The organism is Pseudomonas turukhanskensis, from assembly GCF_027922365.1.
Taxonomy (GTDB): Bacteria; Pseudomonadota; Gammaproteobacteria; order Pseudomonadales; family Pseudomonadaceae; genus Aquipseudomonas; species Aquipseudomonas turukhanskensis.
This window is the reverse complement of record NZ_BSFN01000028.1, coordinates 1-16,010: the sequence shown is the minus strand read 5'-3', so window position 1 is coordinate 16,010 and position 16,010 is coordinate 1. Positions and strand designations below refer to the sequence as shown.

Genomic DNA, 16,010 nt, shown 5'->3' with positions numbered 1-16,010 from the left:
CAGCCGCGATAGCCGTTGCACGGTCTCGACCGCTTCCAGCCCTCACCATCATTCCGTTACCATCGCCGCTCGCCAACCACGAGAAACGGCATGTACATCTACCGATTGGTCTTACTTCTGGTGGTGGGGATTTATCTCTTCTCCCCGGCCATCATGGACTGGTGGATCGACCCGACCGGCGCCTGGTACCGGCCGTACCTGCTGTGGCTGATCCTTATCGTGGTGACCTTTATCTTGCAGAGCGGACGTGATGCTGACGAGCTTTAGCCTGAGTCAGCTGATCCTGATCAGCGCTGCCTACCTACTTGTACTGTTCGGCGTGGCCTGGATCAGTGAGCGCGGCATCATTCCGCGCTGGATCGTGTCGCACCCGCTGACCTACACCTTGTCGCTCGGCGTCTACGCCAGCGCCTGGGCCTTCTACGGCACGGTGGGGCTGGCCTACCAATATGGCTTCGGCTTTTTGGCCAGCTACCTTGGGGTGTCCGGGGCATTTCTGCTGGCGCCGGTGTTGCTTTATCCCATCCTGCGCATTACCCGCACCTATCAGCTGTCGTCGCTGGCCGACCTGTTCGCTTTCCGCTTTCGCAGCACCTGGGCCGGGGCGCTAACCACACTGTTTATGCTGATTGGCGTGTTACCGCTGCTGGCCCTGCAGTTCCAGGCGGTGGCCGACTCCATTGGCATTCTGACCCGCGAGCCGGTGCATGAGCGGGTGGCGCTGAGCTACTGCGCGCTGATCACCCTCTTCACCATTTTGTTCGGCGCTCGCCATATCGCCACCCGGGGCAAGAACGAAGGCCTGGTATTTGCCATCGCGTTTGAATCCATCGTGAAAATGGTTGCCCTTGGCGGTATCGCCCTGTACGCGCTGTACGGCGTATTCGGCGGCCCGCATGAACTCGAACTGTGGCTGCTGCAAAACCAGGCCACCCTGGCCGCGCTGCATACGCCGCTGCAAGAAGGGCCGTGGCGCACGCTGCTGCTGATTTTCTTCGCCTCGGCGATCGTAATGCCGCACATGTATCACATGACTTTCACGGAAAACCTCAACCCGCGCGCCATGGTCAGCGCCAGCTGGGGCCTGCCGTTGTTCCTGTTGTTGCTGAGCCTGACGGTACCGCTGATTCTCTGGGCCGGTCTGAAGCTGGGCGCCACGACCAACCCGGAATACTTCACCCTCGGCATCGGCATTGCGGTGAACAACGACACCTTGGCGCTTCTTGCCTATGTGGGCGGATTGTCAGCCTCCAGCGGCCTGATCATCGTCACCACCCTGGCGCTGTCGGGCATGGCCCTCAACCACCTGGTGTTACCGCTGTATCAGCCGCCGGCCCAAGGCAATATCTACCGCTGGCTGAAATGGACGCGCCGCGCCCTGATCATCGCAATCATCGCCGCCGGTTATGGTTTCTATCTGTTGCTGGGTGCCGAGCAGGATCTGGCCAACCTCGGCATCGTAGCCTTCGTCGCCACCCTGCAATTTCTGCCGGGCGTGCTGTCGGTGCTGTACTGGCCGACCGCCAACCGCAAAGGCTTTATCGCCGGGCTGCTAGTGGGCATTTCGGTGTGGACCGCGAGCATGCTGTTACCGCTGATTGGTAATGTGCAGGGCATTTATATTCCGCTGTTCAACTTTGCCTACGTGCTGGACGACACCAGTTGGCACCTGGCGGCCATCGCCTCGTTGGCGGCCAACGTGCTGGTGTTTACCCTGGTGTCGCTGTTTACCGAGTCCAGCCCCGAGGAAGAAAGCGCCGCCGAAGCCTGCGCGGTGGATAACGTGCGCCGCCCGCAACGCCGCGAACTGCTGGCCACCTCGCCACAGGAATTCGCCACCCAACTGGCCAAACCACTGGGCGCCAAAACCGCGCAACGGGAAGTGGAGCAGGCACTGCGTGACCTGCACCTGCCGTTCGACGAGAACCGACCGTATGCCCTGCGCCGCTTGCGCGACCGGATCGAGGCCAACCTCTCCGGCCTCATGGGCCCGAGCGTGGCACAGGATATTGTCGAGACCTTCCTGCCGTACAAGTCCGGCAGCGAAAGCTATGTGACCGAAGATATCCACTTCATCGAAAACCGCCTCGAGGACTACCACTCGCGCCTGACGGGCCTGGCCGCCGAGCTCGACGCCCTGCGCCGTTACCACCGGCAAACCCTGCAAGAGTTGCCGATGGGCGTGTGCTCACTGGCCAAGGACCAGGAAATTCTGATGTGGAACCGGGCAATGGAAGACCTCACCGGCATCGTCGCCCACCGCGTGGTCGGCTCGCGGTTGTCGACCATTGGCGAACCGTGGAAGGCATTGCTCGAAGGCTTTATCAATCTGCCCGACGAGCATCTGCACAAACAACGCCTGGCCCTAGACGGCCAGATTCGCTGGCTGAACCTGCACAAAGCCGCCATCGACGAGCCCCTGGCACCCGGTAACACCGGCCTTGTGTTACTGGTTGAAGACCTCACCGAAACACAGATGCTCGAAGACAAGCTGGTGCACTCCGAGCGCCTGGCCAGCATCGGCCGCCTGGCCGCCGGCGTGGCGCATGAGATCGGCAACCCGATCACCGGCATTGCCTGCCTGGCGCAGAACCTGCGCGAAGAACGGGAAACCGATCCCGAGCTGGCGGAAATCAGCAGTCAGATCATCGAGCAGACCAAACGGGTGTCGCGCATCGTGCAGTCGCTGATGAGCTTTGCCCATGCCGGCGCGCACCAGCAGTCCGAAGAGCCGGTGTGCCTGGCCGAGGTGGCGCAAGACGCCATTGGTCTCCTGGCCCTGAACCGGCGCAGCATCGAAGTGCAGTTCTTCAATCTGTGCGACCCGGACCATTGGGCCGTGGGCGATCCGCAGCGCCTGGCGCAAGTGCTGATCAACCTGCTGTCCAACGCCCGTGACGCCTCGCCTGCGCGCGGCGCCATCCGGGTGAAAAGCGAAGCGAGCGAACAGACCGTGGATTTGATCGTCGAAGATGAAGGTACCGGCATTCCCAAAGCGATCATGGACCGCCTGTTCGAACCCTTCTTTACTACCAAAGACCCCGGTGAAGGAACCGGCCTGGGCCTCGCTCTGGTCTATTCCATCGTGGAAGAGCATTATGGGCAAATAACCATCGACAGCCCGGCAGACCCGGAGCTACAACGCGGAACCCGGATTCGGGTAACGTTACCGCGACATGTCGAAGCGACGTCCGTAGTGACCAGAGATCGTCGAGAGAGCTGAATTCATGCCACATATTCTGATCGTCGAAGACGAGACCATTATCCGTTCCGCCCTGCGCCGCCTGTTGGAGCGCAACCAGTACGAAGTCAGCGAAGCCGGCTCCGTGCAGGAGGCCCAGGAACGCTTCAGCATTCCCAGCTTTGACCTGATCGTCAGCGATCTGCGTCTGCCGGGCGCGCCGGGCACCGAGCTGATCAAACTCGGCCAGGGCATTCCGGTGCTGATCATGACCAGCTACGCCAGCCTGCGCTCGGCGGTCGACTCCATGAAAATGGGCGCGGTGGATTACATCGCCAAACCGTTCGACCACGACGAAATGCTTCAGGCCGTAGCGCGCATTCTGCGTGACCGCCAGGACAACAAGCCGGCACCGGCCGCCAGCACCAGCAATGGCAGCCGCGGCGGTGACAAGGCCGTCGCCGGTAACAGTAACGGCGAGATCGGTATCATCGGCTCCAGCCCCTCGATGCAGGAGCTGTACAGCAAAATCCGCAAGGTCGCCCCTACCGATTCCACCGTGCTGATTCAAGGCGAATCGGGTACCGGTAAAGAGCTGGTGGCCCGCGCCCTGCACAACCTGTCCAAGCGCGCCAAGGCGCCGATGATTTCGGTGAACTGCGCAGCCATTCCGGAAACGCTGATCGAGTCCGAGCTGTTCGGCCACGAAAAAGGCGCGTTCACTGGTGCCAGCGCTGGCCGCGCCGGTCTTGTGGAAGCGGCTGACGGCGGCACCCTGTTCCTCGACGAAATCGGTGAGCTGCCCCTGGAAGCGCAGGCGCGCCTGCTACGCGTGTTACAGGAAGGCGAGATTCGCCGCGTCGGCTCGGTGCAATCTCAGAAGGTGGATGTGCGCCTGATTGCGGCGACCCACCGCGACCTGAAAACCCTGGCCAAAACCGGCCAGTTCCGTGAAGACCTTTTCTACCGCCTGCACGTTATTGCCCTGAAGTTGCCGGCGCTGCGTGAGCGAGGCGCGGACGTCAGCGAAATTGCGGCGCTGTTCCTCATCCGCCAATCGACCAAGATGGGCCGCACCGACTTGCGCTTTGCCCCCGATGCCGAACAGGCCATCCGTCACTACACCTGGCCGGGTAACGTGCGCGAGCTGGAAAACGCCATCGAGCGTGCCGTCATCCTCTGTGAAGGTTCGGATATCTCGGCAGAGCTGCTGGGTATAGATGTGGAACTGGACGATCTCGAAGACGGCGATTTCCTCGGCGCTCCCCTCGCCCACACCAGTAACAACGCCCACGAGCCCACCGAAGACCTGAGCCTGGAAGACTACTTCCAGCACTTCGTTCTTGAGCACCAGGACCACATGACTGAAACCGAGCTGGCGCGCAAATTGGGCATCAGCCGCAAATGCCTGTGGGAGCGTCGTCAGCGCCTGGGCATTCCACGGCGCAAAACCGGCGCGGCGCTCGAGGGTTGACAGCGTGGCGGTAACACAGGTCGTGCGCGCCAAGTCGCCACACTTTGTTACCGCTTCAATATCGCGTAACAAAGCCGGGTCTAACGGTAACGGAAACCCGGCTTTTTTGTGCCTGTTCTGACACAGTGAATTTAGCTAAACCCTTGATTTACAACGATTCACTAAAACTGGCACGGCTTCTGCTATATGTTTGGTACAACAACAATAACAAGCAACGCCAAAGACAATAAAAATAAGACGTACCGACTCCAGCACAACAAAAACAAAATCGCGGGAGGCGCAGCTAACTGATTCTTTTGGAGAGGAATGGCTTTTGGGGTTCGCCCCGCGACCAGGCTGAGAACAACAAAACTGCTACTAGGCAGAGCCCGAACTGGTTGGATCGAATGATCATGGCTACATCAGCATCCAAAGCAATCCGTTTGCTATTAACCTCCAAATTGGAGGTTTTTCCTGAGGCCACTAGGCCGATGGAACGGGTCAACAAACAAAAACAACAAGCCCGACATAATAATAAAAATAAAGCACGCACCTACTTGGGGGGGAGCTTCGGCTCCCCCAGTAGCTTTCGCTACCCTCCTCCGGTAACACCCCGCTTGGCTCGCAATACCCCTCTTTCGCAGCGTCCTACACCATCCCCCGACACAATGCTAGAATCCGCAGCCATCATGCGGTCATTTCCTTTTCTGGCCGGTCATCCCGTCAAACAGTGCATCCCATGCTGAAAAAGCTGTTCCAGTCCCTACGTTCTCCATTGCGCCGCGCCAAGCAGCATCCGCGCAGCACCCCCGAAGTGGTGACCAGTCACCAGCACCCGCTGCGCCGCGCGCATATCAGTCGCTATGCGGTGAGCATCGTCGAACGCCTGCAAAACGCCGGTTACCAGGCTTACCTGGTCGGTGGCTGCGTACGCGACCTGCTGCTGGACATTGAACCCAAAGACTTCGACGTCGCCACCAGCGCTACGCCCGAGCAAGTACGCGCCGAGTTTCGCAATGCGCGGGTGATCGGTCGCCGGTTCAAGCTGGTGCACGTGCACTTCGGCCGCGAAATCATTGAAGTGGCCACCTTCCGTGCCAACCACCCGGTAAGCGAGGAAGACGAAGACAGCAATCAGTCCTCGCGCAACGAAAGCGGCCGCATTCTGCGTGACAACGTGTATGGCAGCCTCGAAGACGACGCCCAGCGCCGCGACTTCACCATCAATGCCTTGTACTTCGATGTCACCGGCGAGCGCATCCTCGATTACGCCCGCGGCATGCACGACATTCGTAACCGCCAGGTCCGCCTGATTGGCGACCCGGAAAAACGCTACCTCGAAGACCCGGTGCGCATGCTGCGTGCCGTGCGCTTTGCCGCCAAGCTCGACTTCGAAATCGAAAGCCACAGCGCCGAGCCGATTCCGCGCCTGGCCAAGATGCTGCGCGATATCCCTTCGGCCCGCCTGTTCGATGAAGTGCTCAAGCTGTTCCTGTCCGGTTACGCCGAGCATGTGTTTGAACTGCTGCTGGAGTACGACCTGTTCGAGCCGCTGTTCCCGGCCAGTGCCGCTGCACTCAAGCAAAGCCCCGAGTACACCTACAACCTGATCAGCCAGGCCTTGATCAACACCGACCAACGCATTGAAGACGGCAAGCCGGTTACCCCCGCTTTCCTCTTCGCCGCGCTGCTCTGGCCTGCCCTGCCGGCCCGCGTGATCAAGCTGCAAGACCGTGGCATGCCGCCGATCCCGGCGATGCAGGAAGCCGCCCACGAACTGATCGCCGAACAATGCCAGCGCATCGCGGTGCCGAAGCGTTTCACCATTCCGATTCGCGAAATCTGGGACATGCAGGAGCGCCTGCCACGTCGTAGCGGCAAACGCGCCGACCTACTGCTGGAAAACCCACGCTTTCGCGCTGGTTATGACTTCCTGCTACTGCGCGAAAGCGCCGGCGAGAAAACCAACGGCTTGGGCGACTGGTGGACCGATTATCAGGACTGCACCGACAGCGAGCGCCGCGCCATGATTCGCGAGCTGGCCGCCAACCCGGACGAAACCGGCAGCGCCCCACGCAAACGCCGTCGTGGCGGCAACCGCAAACGCGGTGCTACCCCGAGCCCGGCGCAAGACTGATGGAACGTGTGTATATCGGCCTGGGCAGCAACCTGGCCGAACCCCTGCAACAATTGCGCGGCGCCCTGGCGGCGCTGGCGCAGTTGCCGAACAGCACCCTCGCGCAACACTCCTCCTTCTATAGCAGCGACCCGCTCGGCCCCGCCGACCAGCCGCGTTATGTGAATGCGGTAGCGGCACTGGACACCACGCTCGAACCGCTGCAGTTGCTCGACGCCCTGCAAACCATCGAACGCGAACAAGGCCGTGAACGCAAAGCCGAACGCTGGGGCCCGCGCACGCTGGACCTGGATATCCTCGCCTTCGGCCAGCGCCTGCTTAACGAACCCCGCCTGCAAGTGCCGCACTACCATATGCATGCACGGCCGTTCGTCCTCTATCCACTCGCCGAACTCGCGCCACAATTAACCCTGGCCGATGGCCGTCGGCTTCCCGACTTGCTCCAGGCATGCCCCTTCGAGGGCTTGGAACGCCTGCCTGCTTCGCTGTAACCGGCATGGTTGCTGGGCTGAGGTAGTAAAACTACAAGCGTGGCATTGGCGGTAACGCCAGTAACAAGTCGGTAACACCTGCAATTGACTTCGCCCTTTCGCATCACGACTATAGGCGTCCCGTTGCCCCGCGCCGGTGCGCGCGAGGCTCTAAGAGGACCAATATGATGCCTGACGTTACCCTGAGCACCCTGCAAGAGCTGAATCAAAAAGGCGAGAAAATCGTCATGCTCACTGCCTACGATGCCACTTTCGCTTCCGTTGCCGCCAAGGCTGGCGTGGAAGTTCTGCTGGTGGGGGATTCCCTGGGCATGGTCGTACAAGGCCATGACAGCACCCTGCCGGTCAGTGTTGCGGACATGGCTTACCACACCGCCTGCGTCAAGCGCGGCAACCGTGGTGCCTTTATCGTTACCGACCTGCCCTTCATGGCCTATGCCACCCTCGAACAAGCCCTGGTCAACAGCGCCGCGGTCATGCAGGCCGGTGCACATATGGTCAAGCTCGAAGGCGGCGCCTTCCTGGCCGAGATCGTTCGCCGCCTGGCGGACAACGGCGTACCCACCTGCATCCACATGGGCCTCACGCCGCAATCGGTGAACGTGCTCGGTGGTTATAAAGTGCAGGGCCGTAACGAAGCCCAGGCGCGCCAGCTGCGCAGCGATGCCATTGCCCTGGAACAGGCCGGCGCCGCCATGCTGCTGCTTGAGTGCGTGCCCAGCGAACTGGCGGCCGAAATCACCGACGCGGTGAAAATTCCGGTTATCGGCATTGGTGCCGGCAACGCCACAGACGGCCAGGTGCTGGTATTGCACGACATGCTCGGCCTGTCCCTCACCGGCCGCATGCCCAAGTTCGTGAAGAACTTCATGGTCGGCCAGACCAGCATCGACGGCGCCATTAGCGCCTATGTCGCGGCGGTCAAAGATTCCTCATTCCCTGCCGCTGAACACGGATTCTCTGCATGAACACGGTTACCACCGTCCGCGAGCTACGCGCCGCTGTCGCCCAGGCGCGTGCCGAGGGCAAAGATATCGGCCTGGTGCCGACCATGGGCAATCTGCACGCCGGCCACGCCGCGCTGGTAGAAAAAGCCGCCCAACGGGTCGACTTCGTTGTCGCCAGTATCTTCGTCAACCCCCTGCAATTCGGGCCGAAAGAAGACCTGGAAGGCTACCCGCGCACCCTGGCCGCCGACAAAGAACGCCTAATTGAAGCCGGCTGCCAACTGTTGTTCGCCCCCAGCGTAGAAGAGATGTACCCCGACGGCATGGCCGCGCAAACCATCGTGCATGTTTCCGGGGTTTCCGAAGGCCTGTGCGGCGGCAGTCGCCCAGGGCACTTCGACGGTGTCTCCACCGTGGTCACCAAGCTGTTCCAGATGGTGCAGCCAGACATCGCCATTTTCGGCCAGAAGGATTACCAGCAACTGGCCGTGATCCGCACTCTGGTGCGCGACCTGAATATGCCGATCCAGATCATTGGCGAACCGACTGTGCGCGCCGACGACGGCCTGGCGCTGTCCTCGCGCAACGGTTACCTCGACGCCACCCAGCGCGCTGCGGTACCCGCCATCTATCAGTGCCTGCACCAGATGGCCACGGCCATCAAGGCCGGTGCCCGTGATTACCCGGCACTGATCGTCGAAGGCAAGCAGCAGCTGGAAGGCGCCGGCTTTCGCATGGACTACCTGGAAGTGCGCCGCGCCGACAACCTGCGGCCGGTTACCGCCGAGGACCGCAACCTGGTGATTCTGGTCGCTCTGTTCGTCGGCACCACGCGCCTGATCGACAACATTGCCTTCGAGTTGCCTGAAGGCGCCTGAACGTCCCCCCACACATAAAACCTGCGGCGCCCGTCCAATAACAAAAGGCGCCGCCGCCAAGGAGTCGCCATGCACGCCATTATGCTCAAGGCCAAACTGCACCGCGCCGAAGTGACCCACGCGGTACTCGACTACGAAGGTTCCTGCGCCATCGACGGCGAGTGGCTGGACCTGGCCGGCATTCGTGAGTACGAGCAGATTCAGATCTACAACGTCGACAACGGTGAACGCTTCACCACCTACGCCATCCGTGGCGAAGAAGGCTCGCGCATCATCTCGGTCAACGGCGCAGCGGCGCACAAGGCGCACGTCGGTCACCGCGTGATTATCTGCGCCTATGCCCACTACAGCGAAGCCGAGCTGCTGAATTTCAAACCCAAGATGCTATATATGGCGCCGGGCAATGAACTCAGCCACACCAGCGATGCCATACCTGTTCAAGTCGCGTAACAAGGTCGCTATGATGCACCGCCGTCCCGACCGCGCAGTTGGCACGAAAGCCGCTGTGACCGTATGTGACAGCACCAGCGGCGTTACTCGCTAAGATAAAAGCCCGGAGCCGTCCGGGCTTTTTAATGGTCATAGGTTTCTCACGTTAGTCAGAAAGGAATTTGCAGGCTATGGCGTACTACCAACATCCACTCGACGTTACCTCCTTGCCGGCCTGGCAGGCACTGCGCCAGCACCGCGAAGCCATGCAAGACTTCAGCATGCGGGAAGCCTTCAACTCCGACGACAAGCGTTTCAACGAATTCTCCCTGAGCAGCTGCGGCCTGTTTCTGGACTACTCGAAAAACCTGATCACCACCGAAACCCGCGACCTGCTGGTGAAACTGGCAGAAGAAGTCGGCCTCAAAGACGCCATCAGTGAAATGGTCAACGGCACGCTGGTAAACGCCTCCGAGGGCCGGCCGGCGCTGCACACCGCGCTGCGTCGCCCGGTGGGTGAGCGCCTGACGGTGAACGGCGTCAACGTGATGCCCGATGTGCACCGCGTACTCAACCAGATGACCGAATTGGTCACCCGCATTCACAACGGTCTGTGGCGTGGTTATACCGAGAAGCCAATCACCGACGTGGTGAACATCGGTATCGGTGGCTCGTTCCTCGGCCCGCAGCTCGTTTCCGAAGCGCTGCTGCCCTATGCCCAGCGCGGCGTACGCTGCCACTACCTGGCGAACATCGACGGCAGTGAATTCCACGAGCTGTCCGAAGGCCTGAAAGCCGAGACCACCCTGTTTATTGTCTCGTCCAAATCCTTCAACACCCTCGAAACCCTGAAAAACGCCCAGGCCGCCCGCAGCTGGTACCTGGCCCAAGGCGGCTCGGAAGGTGATCTGTACAAACACTTCATCGCCGTTTCCAGCAACCGCGATGCGGCGGTGGCCTTTGGTATCCGCGAAGAGAACATCTTCCCGATGTGGGACTGGGTGGGCGGGCGTTACTCGCTGTGGTCAGCCATTGGTTTGCCAATCGCCCTGGCCATCGGCATGGCCAACTTCAAGGAACTGCTCTCCGGCGCCTACAGCATGGACCAGCACTTCCAGACCGCACCGTTCGAGAAGAACATGCCGGTGCTGCTGGCCTTGCTCGGCGTGTGGTACGGCAACTTCTGGGACGCGCAAAGCCACGCGATCCTGCCGTACGACCACTACCTGCGTAACATCACCAAGCACTTGCAGCAGCTGGACATGGAGTCCAACGGCAAAAGCGTGCGCCAGGACGGCAGCGCGGTTACCTGCGAAACCGGTCCGGTGATCTGGGGTGGTGTGGGTTGTAACGGCCAGCACGCTTACCACCAGTTATTGCACCAAGGCACCCAACTGATTCCGGCCGACTTTATTGTGCCGGTAGTCAGCTACAACCCGGTGGCCGACCACCATCAATGGCTGTACGCCAACTGCCTCTCGCAGAGCCAGGCGCTGATGCTGGGTAAAACCCGCGACGAAGCTGAAACCGAGCTGCGCAGCAAAGGCCTGCCGGAAGAGGAAGTCGAGCGCCTGGCGCCGCACAAAGTCATTCCTGGCAACCGCCCGAGCAACACCCTGGCTATGGAACGTATCAGCCCCCGCCGTCTCGGCGGCCTGGTGGCGCTGTATGAGCACAAGGTGTTTGTGCAAAGCGTGGTCTGGGGCATCAACGCCTTCGACCAATGGGGTGTGGAGCTGGGCAAGGAGCTGGGCAAAGGCGTTTATCAGCGTCTGACTGGCGGTAACGAACAGCCAGCTGAAGATGCCTCCACCCAGGGTCTGATCGACTATTTCCGCGCCCGTCACCGTGGTTGATTGTGTAGCGTTCCAAAAAACCGGCCTGCTTGTCCCAGGCCGGTTTTTTTATGCCTTTAGAAATCAACAGCTCGAGGCTGAAGCCTCTCCAACAAGGGACCTCATTTCCTCCTGTAGGAGAGGCTTCAGCCTCGATAGGGCAGGCCTGGAAAAAGGAGGGGTTGTACCTCGCGCCGCCTAGAGTGCACCCTAGCGGTCTATCTTTAGCTTCACCGTTTCCTACATTCAGCGGTCATAACTAGCGGTCAACAAAAACAAGGACTCCGCCATGTTCAAGATCTCCGACCACCCGGTAGCCGATGCCGTGCGCGAGCGCGCCTGGCTCGACAATGCGGGCTACCAGCGCCTGTACCAGCAATCCATCGAGCAGCCCGAGCAATTCTGGGGCGAACAGGCCAAGGCGTTTCTCGACTGGTTTGAGCCCTGGCGCAGCGTGTACCACGGCGATATGCGCACAGGCCATGCCACCTGGTTCAAGGACGGCAAGCTCAACGTCAGTTACAACTGCATCGACCGTCATCTGGAAAAACGTGGCGACCAGGTGGCCATCATCTGGGAAGGCGACAACCCCAGCGAGTCGGCGCATATCACCTACAAAAAACTCCACCACCATGTCAGCCGCCTGGCCAATGTGCTGAAAGGCCGTGGCGTGCAGAAAGGCGACCGGGTGTGCATCTACATGCCCATGGTGCCGGAAGCCACCTACGCCATGCTGGCCTGCGCGCGCATTGGCGCGGTGCATTCGGTGGTGTTTGGCGGCTTCTCCCCGGACGCCCTGCGTGACCGCATTCTGGACGCCGACTGTCGTACCGTAATCACCGCCGACGAAGGCGTGCGCGGCGGCAAATATGTGCCTTTGAAGAAGAATGTCGACAAGGCCCTGGAAAGTTGCCCGAACGTTTCGACCGTGGTGGTGGTGCAACGCACCCAGGGTGACGTGGCCTGGAGCGAAGGCCGTGACCTCTGGTACCACGAGGCCGTAAGCGCCGCCGATAGTGACTGCCCGCCAGAGCCGATGGACGCAGAAGACCCGCTTTTCATCCTCTACACATCGGGCTCCACCGGTAAACCCAAGGGCGTGCTGCACACCACCGGCGGCTACCTGCTGGTGGCCGCCATGAGCCACAAGTACGTGTTCGACTACCACGAAGGCGATATCTACTGGTGCACCGCCGACGTCGGCTGGGTGACCGGCCACAGCTATATCGTCTACGGCCCGCTGGCCAACGGCGCCACCACCCTGGTGTTCGAAGGCGTGCCCAATTACCCGGACAGCTCGCGCTTCTGGCAAGTGATCGACAAGCATGAAGTGAACATCTTCTACACCGCCCCCACCGCCCTGCGTGCGTTGATGCGCGAAGGTTCGGCGCCGGTTGAAAAAACGTCCCGCGCCAGCCTGCGCCTGCTCGGCAGCGTCGGCGAGCCGATCAACCCGGAGGCCTGGGAGTGGTATTTCAATGTGGTCGGCGAATGCCGCTGCCCAATTGTCGACACCTGGTGGCAGACCGAAACCGGCGGCATCATGCTCACCCCGCTGCCGGGCGCCACAGTGCTGAAACCCGGCTCGGCGACCAAGCCATTCTTCGGCGTACAGCCGGCATTGCTGGATGAGCAAGGCAAGGAAATCGAAGGTGCTGGCGCTGGCGTGCTGGTGATGAAAGCCAGCTGGCCAAGCCAGATCCGCAGCGTGTATGGCGACCATCAACGGATGATCGACACCTACTTCAAGCCCTACCCCGGCTACTACTTCTCCGGCGACGGCGCGCGCCGCGATGCCGATGGGGACTATTGGATTACCGGGCGTATCGATGATGTGATCAACGTCTCCGGCCACCGTATCGGCACTGCCGAAGTGGAAAGCGCCCTGGTGCTGCACGACGCGGTAGCCGAAGCCGCGGTGGTGGGTTATCCACACGACGTCAAAGGCCAGGGCATCTATGCATTTGTTACCCTGATGCAGGGCATCGAGGTGAGCGACGAACTGCAGAAAGAACTGCTGGCCCTGGTCGGCAAGGAAATCGGCAGCTTTGCCAAACCGGAGCTGCTGCAATGGGCGCCGGGCTTGCCAAAAACCCGCTCGGGCAAAATCATGCGGCGCATTCTGCGCAAGATTGCCTGCAACGAACTGGACAGCCTGGGAGACACCTCGACCCTGGCCGACCCGTCCGTGGTAGACAGCCTGATCGACAACCGCCTGAACCGTTAGCCTGCGCGCCCGGCGCTGCTGATGCGGCGCCGGGCCTGACCTTGAGTTACCGATGGAATTTCTGCGCCAGCGCATCGAACGCCAAGTGCTAAGCCTTACCGGCCTGGCGCTCGGACAAATCGACTTTGAACAGCCCGCTGGCGACCCCGGCCTGTTTGGCCCCGACGCCGTATGCTGGCGCGTGCATGGCGACTTCACCAGCATGATGATCGGCGGCATCAGCGCCCTGCTGCTGCAAGCCCTGCATCCACTGGCGTTGGCCGGGGTGTGGGACCACTCGAATTTTCGCGAAGACCTGCTCGGCCGCCTGCGCCGCACCGGACAATTTATTTCCGGCACCACCTATGGCTCAACCAAAGACGCCAACTGGCTGATCGACAAGGTACGCACCATTCACCTGCAGGTCACCGGCACCGCCAAGGACGGCCGCCCCTATGCCGCCAGCGACCCGGCGTTACTCACCTGGGTGCATGTGGCCGAAGTCAGCAGTTTTCTGGCGGCGCACCTGCGCTACTGCAATCCGAACTTATCCACAGCAGAGCAAGACCGCTACTACGCCGAAATCGCCTTGATTGCCGAACGCCTGGGTGCCACTGACGTGCCGCGCAGTTGCCAGGAAGTCGCCGATTATCTGCAGCGCATTCGCCCGCAACTGCTCTGCGATGAACGCAGTCTCGAGATCATGGACGTGCTGTTCAATGCGCCGGCACCCAGTACCGTGGCCAAGCCATTTGGGGCGCTGATGATGCGTGCCGGCATCGACCTGTTACCGCCGTGGGCGGCCGATATGCTGGGCTTGCAACTGTCGGAACGCCAACGTCTGCTAATACGCAGCGCGGTAAAACGTAGCGCGCCGTTGTTGCGCTGGGCCGTGCGCAGCGGCGCCTATCACCGGGCGCGCAAACGCATGGGCTTACCTGCGCTGCGCTGACCCGCTAGTCAGCCATGCGTGTGGCTGCGGCCCCGCCCCTGTGCCACCATAACCGCCCGCCGCGGCCTGGCCGCGCCCTGCTTAGATGAGGATTCGCGCCATGCAAGACGTCGTAATCGTTGCCGCCACCCGTACTGCCGTCGGCAGCTTTCAGGGCTCGCTCGCCGGTGTTCCTGCCGTGGACTTGGGCGCCGCCGTTATCCGCGCGCTGCTGGAACAGACCGGCCTCGATGGCGCCGAGGTGGATGAAGTAATCCTCGGCCAGGTACTTACCGCCGGCGCCGGTCAGAACCCGGCGCGCCAGGCCGCCATCAAGGCCGGCCTGCCGGTGGCCGTACCGGCGCTGACCCTGAATAAAGTCTGCGGCTCGGGCCTCAAAGCCCTGCACCTGGGTGCACAAGCCATTCGCTGTGGCGATGCCGACGTGATCATCGCCGGTGGCCAGGAAAACATGAGCCTGTCGCCATACGTCATGCCCAGCGCTCGCACCGGCCTGCGCATGGGCCACTCGCAGGTCATCGACAGCATGATCACCGATGGCCTGTGGGATGCCTTCAACGATTACCACATGGGCATCACCGCCGAGAATCTTGTGGATAAGTACGACATCAGCCGCGAAGCACAAGACGCCTTTGCCGCCGGTTCGCAGCAAAAAGCTGTAGCCGCCATCGAAGGCGGGCGCTTCAAGGACGAGATCACCCCGATCCTGATTCCCCAGCGCAAAGGCGACCCGCTTGTCTTCGCCACTGACGAACAACCGCGCGCCGGCACCACCGCCGAAGCGCTGGCCAAGCTGAAACCAGCCTTCAAAAAAGACGGCACCGTAACCGCCGGCAACGCCTCCAGCCTGAACGACGGCGCTGCTGCCGTGATCCTGATGAGCGCGGAAAAAGCCAAAGCTCTCGGCCTGCCGGTGCTGGCGAAAATCGCCGCTTACGCCAATGCCGGTGTGGACCCGGCGATCATGGGCATCGGCCCGGTGTCGGCGACCAAACGCTGCCTGGAAAAGGCCGGCTGGACCCTCGACCAATTGGACCTGATCGAAGCCAATGAAGCCTTCGCCGCACAGGCACTGTCGGTGGGCAAGGAATTGGGTTGGGACGCCAGCAAAGTGAACGTCAACGGCGGCGCCATCGCCATCGGCCATCCCATTGGCGCATCAGGCTGCCGCGTGCTGGTGACCTTGCTGCACGAAATGATCAAGCGTGATGCCAAGAAGGGGTTGGCGACCTTGTGCATCGGCGGTGGGCAAGGCGTGGCGTTGGCGCTGGAACGCGCTTGATCTCGTAGGGTGTGCTCCGCGCACCAGCGATCTCCCCGATATCGCCACGGTGCGCAAAGTGTTCAGCCGGGGGACATAGGTAACGGGTGTCGGGAGACATAGGTAACGCATTTAGGCTTAAAGGCTTCATCGAATCGGGAGATCGAGTGATGCCTTGGCCGGAGCGCAGCACTATGTCGATAAGGCGTGAATTTGTTCTGCTGGCGGGACAGCCCCAAA

The 16,010-nt window shown here is 61.3% G+C and carries 12 protein-coding genes; all 12 read left to right on the top strand.

From position 1 onward, the window contains the following. Positions 1 to 90 precede the first annotated feature (90 nt). The 12 genes from PKE98_RS24850 (at position 91) to PKE98_RS24795 (ending at position 15,791) form a co-directional block, all read left to right on the top strand. Positions 91 to 267: a hypothetical protein gene (locus PKE98_RS24850; protein WP_108100001.1), complete on the top strand. Its 177-nt coding sequence runs from the start codon at positions 91 to 93 to the stop codon at positions 265 to 267. Continuing rightward, the gene (locus PKE98_RS24845; protein ID WP_271198135.1) at positions 251 to 3,223 is read left to right on the top strand and encodes a sensor histidine kinase; all 2,973 of its coding nucleotides are present in this window, start codon (positions 251 to 253) and stop codon (positions 3,221 to 3,223) included. Before PKE98_RS24850 ends, PKE98_RS24845 begins: the two co-directional genes overlap by 17 nt. Positions 3,224 to 3,227: 4 nt before the next feature. After that, positions 3,228 to 4,655: a sigma-54-dependent transcriptional regulator gene (locus PKE98_RS24840; RefSeq protein ID WP_271198134.1), complete on the top strand. Its 1,428-nt coding sequence runs from the start codon at positions 3,228 to 3,230 to the stop codon at positions 4,653 to 4,655. Between the two features lie 718 nt (positions 4,656 to 5,373). Further along, positions 5,374 to 6,771, top strand: a complete 1,398-nt coding sequence (locus PKE98_RS24835; RefSeq protein ID WP_271198132.1) for a polynucleotide adenylyltransferase PcnB — start codon at positions 5,374 to 5,376, stop codon at positions 6,769 to 6,771. Next, on the top strand, positions 6,771 to 7,262 hold the full coding sequence (folK, locus tag PKE98_RS24830) for a 2-amino-4-hydroxy-6-hydroxymethyldihydropteridine diphosphokinase (RefSeq protein WP_271198131.1): 492 nt from the start codon (positions 6,771 to 6,773) through the stop codon (positions 7,260 to 7,262). Before PKE98_RS24835 ends, folK begins: the two co-directional genes overlap by 1 nt. A 167-nt stretch (positions 7,263 to 7,429) precedes the next feature. Continuing rightward, on the top strand, positions 7,430 to 8,230 hold the full coding sequence (gene panB / locus PKE98_RS24825) for a 3-methyl-2-oxobutanoate hydroxymethyltransferase (protein WP_271198130.1): 801 nt from the start codon (positions 7,430 to 7,432) through the stop codon (positions 8,228 to 8,230). Beyond that, positions 8,227 to 9,087, top strand: coding sequence for a pantoate--beta-alanine ligase (gene panC / locus PKE98_RS24820; RefSeq protein WP_271198129.1), 861 nt, complete (start codon positions 8,227 to 8,229; stop codon positions 9,085 to 9,087). The genes panB and panC overlap by 4 nt, the downstream gene beginning before the upstream one ends. 69 nt (positions 9,088 to 9,156) lie before the next feature. Next, positions 9,157 to 9,537, top strand: a complete 381-nt coding sequence (panD, locus tag PKE98_RS24815) for an aspartate 1-decarboxylase (protein ID WP_271198128.1) — start codon at positions 9,157 to 9,159, stop codon at positions 9,535 to 9,537. A gap of 170 nt (positions 9,538 to 9,707) precedes the next feature. After that, positions 9,708 to 11,372 carry a glucose-6-phosphate isomerase gene (gene pgi / locus PKE98_RS24810; RefSeq protein ID WP_271198127.1) on the top strand — a complete coding sequence of 555 codons (1,665 nt, stop codon included), beginning with the start codon at positions 9,708 to 9,710 and terminating at the stop codon, positions 11,370 to 11,372. A 268-nt stretch (positions 11,373 to 11,640) separates the two neighbouring features. Further along, positions 11,641 to 13,578: an acetate--CoA ligase gene (gene acs / locus PKE98_RS24805; RefSeq protein WP_271198126.1), complete on the top strand. Its 1,938-nt coding sequence runs from the start codon at positions 11,641 to 11,643 to the stop codon at positions 13,576 to 13,578. A 52-nt stretch (positions 13,579 to 13,630) separates the two neighbouring features. Next, positions 13,631 to 14,509, top strand: a complete 879-nt coding sequence (locus tag PKE98_RS24800) for an oxygenase MpaB family protein (protein WP_271198125.1) — start codon at positions 13,631 to 13,633, stop codon at positions 14,507 to 14,509. Positions 14,510 to 14,609: 100 nt separating this feature from the next. Beyond that, positions 14,610 to 15,791 (top strand): acetyl-CoA C-acetyltransferase, encoded by a 1,182-nt coding sequence (locus tag PKE98_RS24795; protein ID WP_271198124.1) that lies wholly within the window; start codon positions 14,610 to 14,612, stop codon positions 15,789 to 15,791. The last annotated feature ends 219 nt before the right edge of the window (positions 15,792 to 16,010 follow it).